This window comes from Ruegeria sp. K5, from assembly GCF_056531805.1.
Genome location: NZ_JBQFML010000008.1, coordinates 133,132 through 139,840, shown reverse-complemented (window position 1 = coordinate 139,840; position 6,709 = coordinate 133,132). Strand labels below are relative to the sequence as shown.

Genomic DNA, 6,709 nt, shown 5'->3' with positions numbered 1-6,709 from the left:
CGACCCGGCTTCGCCGACCTTTCGTGGGTTTTGGGCCCGGCAGGGCGCCTGCGGCCCCCTTCTGGGCCCAACTCGGTTGACGGCATCTTTGATGCTGGCAAGCGAGGCGGGAGACCCCTTTGCCGCACCAGCTTTCAAAGGGTTTTGAACAAGTCCGTCAGTCTCTGCGCTTCGTCGCTCAGGCCAAACGGCGCGTTGATCACGAACATGCCGGATCCGATCATGCGATGATCCTTTCGCGCCGCCGGAAAGGTCACCTCGTGCCGCATCGCTTTGGGTAAGTTCTGCCGAACCGATGCATCGACCATCTGTTGTTGGCGGTTATCCCGCAAGATCGGATACCAAAGCGCGATGACCCCGACATTCCATTTGCGATGCAGCTTGGCGATGATGCCCGGCAGGCGATCATACTCCGTTTTCACCTCATAACTCGGATCGATCAGCAGCATCCCCCGGCGTGGCGTGGGCGGCAACAGGGACTGCGCCAGATCGTATCCGTCCTGCTTGTAGGTTTTGACATTGCCCCCTGGCACGGCCTGCGACAGCGCGGCATATTCCTGCGGATGCAGTTCGGCAAAATGCAAACTGTCCTGTGGTCTGAGCAAACTTGTCGCAATCAGGGGTGATCCCGGATAACACGCCGACCCAAATCTGGACCGCGTCGCCACGATGGCCTGCGCCAGCGGATGCGATGCCTCGAACCATTCGCCCCGCTGCACCCGCTCAATCCCCGCCGCCGCTTCACCCGTCTTGCGCGCCTCGTCTGAATCCAGCCGGTACACCCCGCGCCCGGAATGGGTTTCCACATAGGTCAACGGCTTGTCCTTGCGGGTCAGATAAGACAGCGTCCATGCCAATATTGCGTGCTTTTGCACGTCGGCCAGATTCCCGGCGTGGTAAATATGTTGATATGAGAGCATGTTGCCTTCTAAAGTCCCTGCAAATGAGGCGAAAAGGTGCTGATTGTCGCGGAATCAGCCCTTTTACCGGGCGAGTTGGCACCCTATAAGTCATCCGTCCCGGAACCGTCGAGTCGCGGGCAGTAGAAAAACCGACATACAGGATCAGGGGAAACATGGGGATCTTTGGCAATCTGGGCGGCCTGTTCACAGCGGACATGGCTATCGACCTTGGGACAGCAAACACGCTGGTTTATGTCAAAGGTCGCGGTGTGATCCTGTCTGAACCTTCGGTTGTGGCCTATCACGTCAAGGACGGCGTAAAAAAGGTTCTGGCCGTCGGAGAAGACGCCAAGCTGATGCTGGGCCGGACCCCCGGTTCCATCGAGGCGATCCGCCCGATGCGCGAGGGCGTGATTGCAGATTTCGACACCGCCGAAGAGATGATCAAGCATTTCATCCGCAAGGTGCATAAACGTTCGACCTTCTCGAAGCCCAAGATTATTGTCTGCGTCCCCCATGGCGCGACACCCGTTGAAAAACGCGCGATCCGTCAGTCGGTTCTGTCCGCAGGCGCGCGCCGCGCGGGCCTGATTGCCGAACCGATTGCGGCAGCCATTGGCGCAGGGATGCCGATCACCGATCCGACCGGCAACATGGTCGTCGATATCGGCGGCGGCACCACCGAGGTTGCGGTTCTGTCGCTGGGCGACATCGTCTACGCCCGTTCGGTCCGCGTTGGTGGCGACCGGATGGACGAGGCCATCATCTCATACCTGCGCCGTCAGCAGAACCTGCTGGTGGGTGAATCCACCGCTGAACGGATCAAGACCACCATCGGCACCGCCCGGATGCCCGACGATGGCCGTGGCCAGTCGATGCATATCCGCGGCCGCGACCTGCTGAACGGCGTGCCCAAGGAAATCGAGATCAGCCAGGCACAGGTGGCCGAGGCCCTGTCGGAGCCCGTCCAACAGATCTGCGAGGCGGTGATGACCGCGCTGGAAACGACCCCGCCCGATCTGGCGGCGGACATTGTGGACCGCGGCGTGATGCTGACCGGCGGCGGCGCGCTGCTGGGCGATCTGGATCTGGCCCTGCGCGAACAGACCGGTCTGGCCGTGTCGATTGCCGATGAAAGCCTGAATTGTGTGGCTTTGGGCACCGGCAAGGCGCTAGAATACGAAAAACAGCTGCGCCACGCGATTGACTACGAAAGCTAAGGCGCGCACCCTTTGCACATAGGGTAAATTCGGCACGAGCAGCACGGGAAGGTAACCTGTGGCAAAAGACCGATCACAGCGCGATGACTACACGACCCCGCTGCGTCGTCTTCTTTTGGGGATCGTTGTGCTGTGCCTGCTGGGTATCTTTGTCGTCTGGCGCATCGATAGCCCTCGGGTTGAGCGTTTCCGCGCGCAGGTGGTGGACGCCGTTGTCCCCTCGATGGAATGGGCCATGGTGCCGGTGACGGCGACCGTCAATCTGGTGCGCGATTTCCAAAGCTATCAGCGCCTGAGCGAACAGAACCGCGAGCTACGGTCCGAGTTGCGCCTGATGCGCGCCTGGAAAGAGGCCGCGCTGCAACTGGAACAGGAAAACGCGCGCCTGCTGGATTTGAACAATGTGCGCCTTGATCCGCGCCTGACCTATATCACCGGGGTTGTGATGGCAGATAGCGGCTCACCCTTTCGGCAGTCCGTTCTGCTGAACGTGGGTGAGCGGGACGGGATCGTCGATGGCTGGGCCACAATGGACGGGATCGGGCTGGTCGGGCGTATCTCGGGCGTGGGGCCGGATACGGCGCGTGTCATTCTGCTGACCGATGCCTCCAGCGCCATTCCCGCGACCATCCAGCCATCGGGGCAAACGGCCCTGATCGCCGGCGACAACACCCCGGCCCCAGCCGTCGAATTCCTTGAAAACCGCGAGCTTGTGCGCCCCGGCGACCGGGTGATTACCTCGGGCGATGGGGGCGTATTCCCCGCCGGACTGCTGATCGGCCAGATTGCCGCAGACCCCGGTGGCCGCCTGCGCGTGCGCCTGTCCGCCGATTTCGAACGGCTGGAGTTTCTGCGGGTTCTGCGGTTCAACGCGGCGCCCTCGATCCGCGATCCCGGTGGCATTGTCGGCCCGGCGCGCCCCGAAGCCGCTTTGACGCCCAATGAGGCCGGCGATGGATAAACCTGCCTCACATAACTGGGCGATGCGGGGGCTTTACGTAGTGTTGGCGTTTCTGGTCCTGTTCCTGCACCTTCTGCCGCTAAACGCGCAACCGGATCGCTGGCCCTTTCCGGATGTCATGATCGCGCTGACCTTTGCATGGGTGCTGCGCCGCCCGGATTACGTACCGACCTTGCTGATCGCCGCCGTGATGCTGATGGCCGACCTGCTGTTGCAACGCCCGCCCGGATTACTGGCCGCATTGGTGGTTCTGGGCGCGGCCTACCTGCGCTCGGCAGCACCTGGCATGCGGGATGCGGGCTTTGTGGGTGAATGGATGTCGGTCGGCATGGTCACAACTGCCGTATTTCTTGGAAACCGCGTTATTCTGGCCGTCCTGTCCGTTGATCAGGCCGCCTTTGCGCCCGTCCTATTTCAGCTGGTCGTGACGATTGCGGCCTATCCGGCAATTGTTCTGCTCAGCCAGTCCGTCTTTGGCGTGCGACGGATGTCGGCAGCAGACGTCAGTGTTGCGGGGGCACGGGCATGAAGCCGCGCAAGACCAAAACTCAGGGGCTTTCCTATAAACGCCTGCCGCGCCGGGCCTTGATACTGGGCGGGCTGCAAGCGGCCTTTGTCGGCGGGCTGGCGGCGCGGATGCGGTTCATGCAGGTCGATCAGGCCGATCAGTATCGCCTTCTGGCCGAAGAAAACCGCATCAATATCCGCCTGATCCCACCCACACGCGGGCGTATCTACGACCGCAACGGGCAGATCATCGGGCAAAACACGCCGTCCTACCGTATCGTCATCGTGCGCGAGGATGCAGGCGACGTCGACAAGGTGATCGCCGAGCTGTCCAGCATCATCCCCCTGAACGAGGATGAGATCGAACGCGCCAAGACCGAGATGCGCCGCTCGGCCCCTTTTCTGCCGGTGACACTGGCCGATCAGGTAACGTGGGAGGACATCTCGAAAGTTGCGGTGAATGCCCCCGCCCTGCCCGGCGTCACGCCCGAGGTCGGCTCGACCCGGCAATACCCCCGATACGAGGATTTCGCCCATATCGTCGGTTATGTCGGCCCCGTCAGTGACTATGACCTCAGCCAGATCGAAGATCCCGAACCGGTGCTACGCATCCCGCGCTTCCAGATCGGCAAGGTCGGATTGGAAGCCAAACAGGAGATCTCGCTGCGAGGCCGTGCCGGCTCCAAGCGGATCGAGGTTAACGCTTCGGGCCGAGTGATGCGTGAATTGGACCGGCAGGAGGGTCAGCCCGGTGCCGACCTTCAGCTCTCGGTCGATGCGGACCTGCAGCAATATGCGCAAGCCCGACTGGCTGGTGAAAGCGCCGCCGCTGTGGTCATCGACTGCGAAACCGGCGATCTGCGCGCGATGGCCTCGGCCCCCAGCTTTGACCCCAACCTGTTCGTCCGCGGAATCTCGGTCGCGGATTACCAAATACTGACGCAGGACAAGTACCGCCCATTGGCCAACAAAACGGTGCAGGGCACCTATCCGCCAGGCTCCACCTTTAAGATGGTCACCGCTCTGGCAGCACTTGAGGCTGGTGTCATCGGTCCTGGCAATACCGTCTATTGCCCCGGCCACCTGAAGGTCGGCAGCCGCCGCTTCCACTGCTGGAAACGCGGCGGTCATGGCATGGTGGACTTGAATACATCGCTGAAGCGCAGTTGCGACGTGTATTACTACGACGTGGCGATCAAGGTCGGCATCGACAAAATTTCTGAGATGTCCAACATCCTTGGCCTGGGGATCAAGCATGACATCCCCATGTCCGCCGTGCGCGCCGGGCTGGCGCCCAATCAGGCATGGAAACAGCGGGTGCATGGCGAGGAATGGCTGATCGGTGATACCGCCAACGCGTCCATCGGGCAGGGCTTCATGCTCGCCTCGCCCATGCAACTGGCCGTGATGACCGCACGGATCGCCACCGGACGCGCCGTTGCGCCCCGACTGGTGCGGTCGATCAACGGGGTCGAACAACCCTCGGGCGCGGGTGAACCGCTGCCAATCAGCCCCACCAACCTGCGCTACATTCGCGAGGCAATGTGGTCGGTGTCGAACGACAGGCGCGGGACGGCCTATCGCAGCCGTATCATTGCGGATGATCTGCGTATGGCGGGCAAGACCGGCACCAGCCAGGTTCGCAACATCACCAAGGCCGAACGGGCTGCTGGGGTGATCCGCAATGAGGATTTGCCGTGGGAACGCCGAGATCACGCCCTGTTCGTCAGTTTTGCGCCCTACGACAATCCCAAATACGCGATTGCAGTGGTGGTGGAACATGGCGGTGGCGGATCGAAAGCAGCGGCCCCGGTTGCACGAGATATCATGCTACAGGCACTCTACAAGGGCACCCCGCCGCTTGAGGCGTACCCGGTCGCGGATCGGGACCGTATTAAAGAGCAGCAAAAGAGGCTTGAGGGCGACCGTCGCCCCAAAGCGCGTCCTGACGAAAAGGACCGCGCATGAGCTATTTAGAGTATAACGTCAAATCCACGCCATCGGGGTTCCGCAAGTTTCTGTACATGAACTGGCCTTTGACCCTGTTGCTGATCAGCACGGCCAGTGCCGGGTTCCTGATGCTCTATTCCGTGGCAGGCGGGTCGTGGATGCCCTGGGCCGAACCTCAGATGGAGCGGTTTGGTCTGGGCTTAACTGTGATGTTTATCATCGCGCTTGTACCGATCTGGTTCTGGCGAAATATGTCGGTGCTGGCTTATCTGGGTTCCATCGCTCTGCTGGTTTTTGTCGAGCTTTTTGGAACCATAGGTATGGGCGCTCAGCGCTGGATAGATCTTGGTTTCATGCGGCTGCAACCGTCCGAGGTTATGAAAGTCGCATTGGTCATGGTGCTGGCGGCTTATTACGATTGGCTGCCTTCTCACAAAACTTCTCGCCCGCTCTGGGTGATCATTCCGGTGATCCTTATCCTTATCCCGACCTTCATGGTCTTACGGCAACCGGACCTTGGCACCTCGATCCTGTTGCTGGCCGCCGGTGGCGGGTTGATGTTTTTGGCAGGTGTGCATTGGGCCTATTTTGCGGCGGTAATAGCGGCAGTGGCGGGGCTGATTGCCGCTGTCTTCAACAGCCGGGGAACCGAATGGCAGTTGCTGAAAGACTATCAGTTTCGCCGCATCGACACATTTCTTGATCCTTCATCCGATCCACTTGGCGACGGATACCATATCACCCAATCGAAAATCGCTTTGGGATCGGGTGGCTGGAACGGGCGCGGCTTCATGCAAGGCACCCAGTCGCGCCTGAATTTCCTGCCCGAGAAGCACACCGATTTCATCTTCACCACACTGGCCGAGGAATTCGGCTTTGTTGGCGGCATCACTCTGTTGATACTCTATGCTCTGATCCTGATCTTCTGCATGGTCACGGCGCTGTCGACCAAGGATCGGTTCTCGTCACTGGTGGTGCTGGGGATTGCGCTGAACTTCTTCCTGTTCTTTGCGGTCAACATGTCGATGGTGATGGGGTTGGCCCCGGTTGTGGGCGTACCGCTGCCAATGGTCAGCTATGGCGGGTCGGCCATGCTGGTCCTGATGGCAGCCTTCGGCATTGTCCAAAGCGCGCACATCCACCGCCCCCGCTGATCTGAAAGGCCCTTC

General features: G+C 60.8%; 6 protein-coding genes. 5 read left to right on the top strand and 1 reads right to left on the bottom strand.

Translation table 11 applies throughout. The annotated features are described in order from the left end of the window. Positions 1-134: 134 nt before the first annotated feature. Positions 135-920: a 23S rRNA (adenine(2030)-N(6))-methyltransferase RlmJ gene (locus tag ACR0MO_RS18160; protein WP_480892629.1), complete on the bottom strand. Its 786-nt coding sequence runs from the start codon at positions 918-920 to the stop codon at positions 135-137. A 155-nt stretch (positions 921-1,075) separates the two neighbouring features. On the opposite strand from ACR0MO_RS18160, the gene ACR0MO_RS18155 reads away from it, so the two are divergent. From ACR0MO_RS18155 to rodA, 5 genes are read left to right on the top strand one after another with little or no spacing between them, the layout of a single operon-like run. Further along, positions 1,076-2,122 carry a rod shape-determining protein gene (locus ACR0MO_RS18155; RefSeq protein ID WP_039523195.1) on the top strand — a complete coding sequence of 349 codons (1,047 nt, stop codon included), beginning with the start codon at positions 1,076-1,078 and terminating at the stop codon, positions 2,120-2,122. Between the two features lie 58 nt (positions 2,123-2,180). Beyond that, the gene (gene mreC / locus ACR0MO_RS18150; protein ID WP_170455545.1) at positions 2,181-3,083 is read left to right on the top strand and encodes a rod shape-determining protein MreC; all 903 of its coding nucleotides are present in this window, start codon (positions 2,181-2,183) and stop codon (positions 3,081-3,083) included. Continuing rightward, positions 3,076-3,612 carry a rod shape-determining protein MreD gene (locus ACR0MO_RS18145; RefSeq protein WP_170522339.1) on the top strand — a complete coding sequence of 179 codons (537 nt, stop codon included), beginning with the start codon at positions 3,076-3,078 and terminating at the stop codon, positions 3,610-3,612. The genes mreC and ACR0MO_RS18145 overlap by 8 nt, the downstream gene beginning before the upstream one ends. Next, positions 3,609-5,558, top strand: coding sequence for a penicillin-binding protein 2 (gene mrdA / locus ACR0MO_RS18140; protein ID WP_480892626.1), 1,950 nt, complete (start codon positions 3,609-3,611; stop codon positions 5,556-5,558). Before ACR0MO_RS18145 ends, mrdA begins: the two co-directional genes overlap by 4 nt. Continuing rightward, positions 5,555-6,694: a rod shape-determining protein RodA gene (gene rodA / locus ACR0MO_RS18135; protein ID WP_170455550.1), complete on the top strand. Its 1,140-nt coding sequence runs from the start codon at positions 5,555-5,557 to the stop codon at positions 6,692-6,694. The genes mrdA and rodA overlap by 4 nt, the downstream gene beginning before the upstream one ends. Positions 6,695-6,709: the final 15 nt, after the last annotated feature.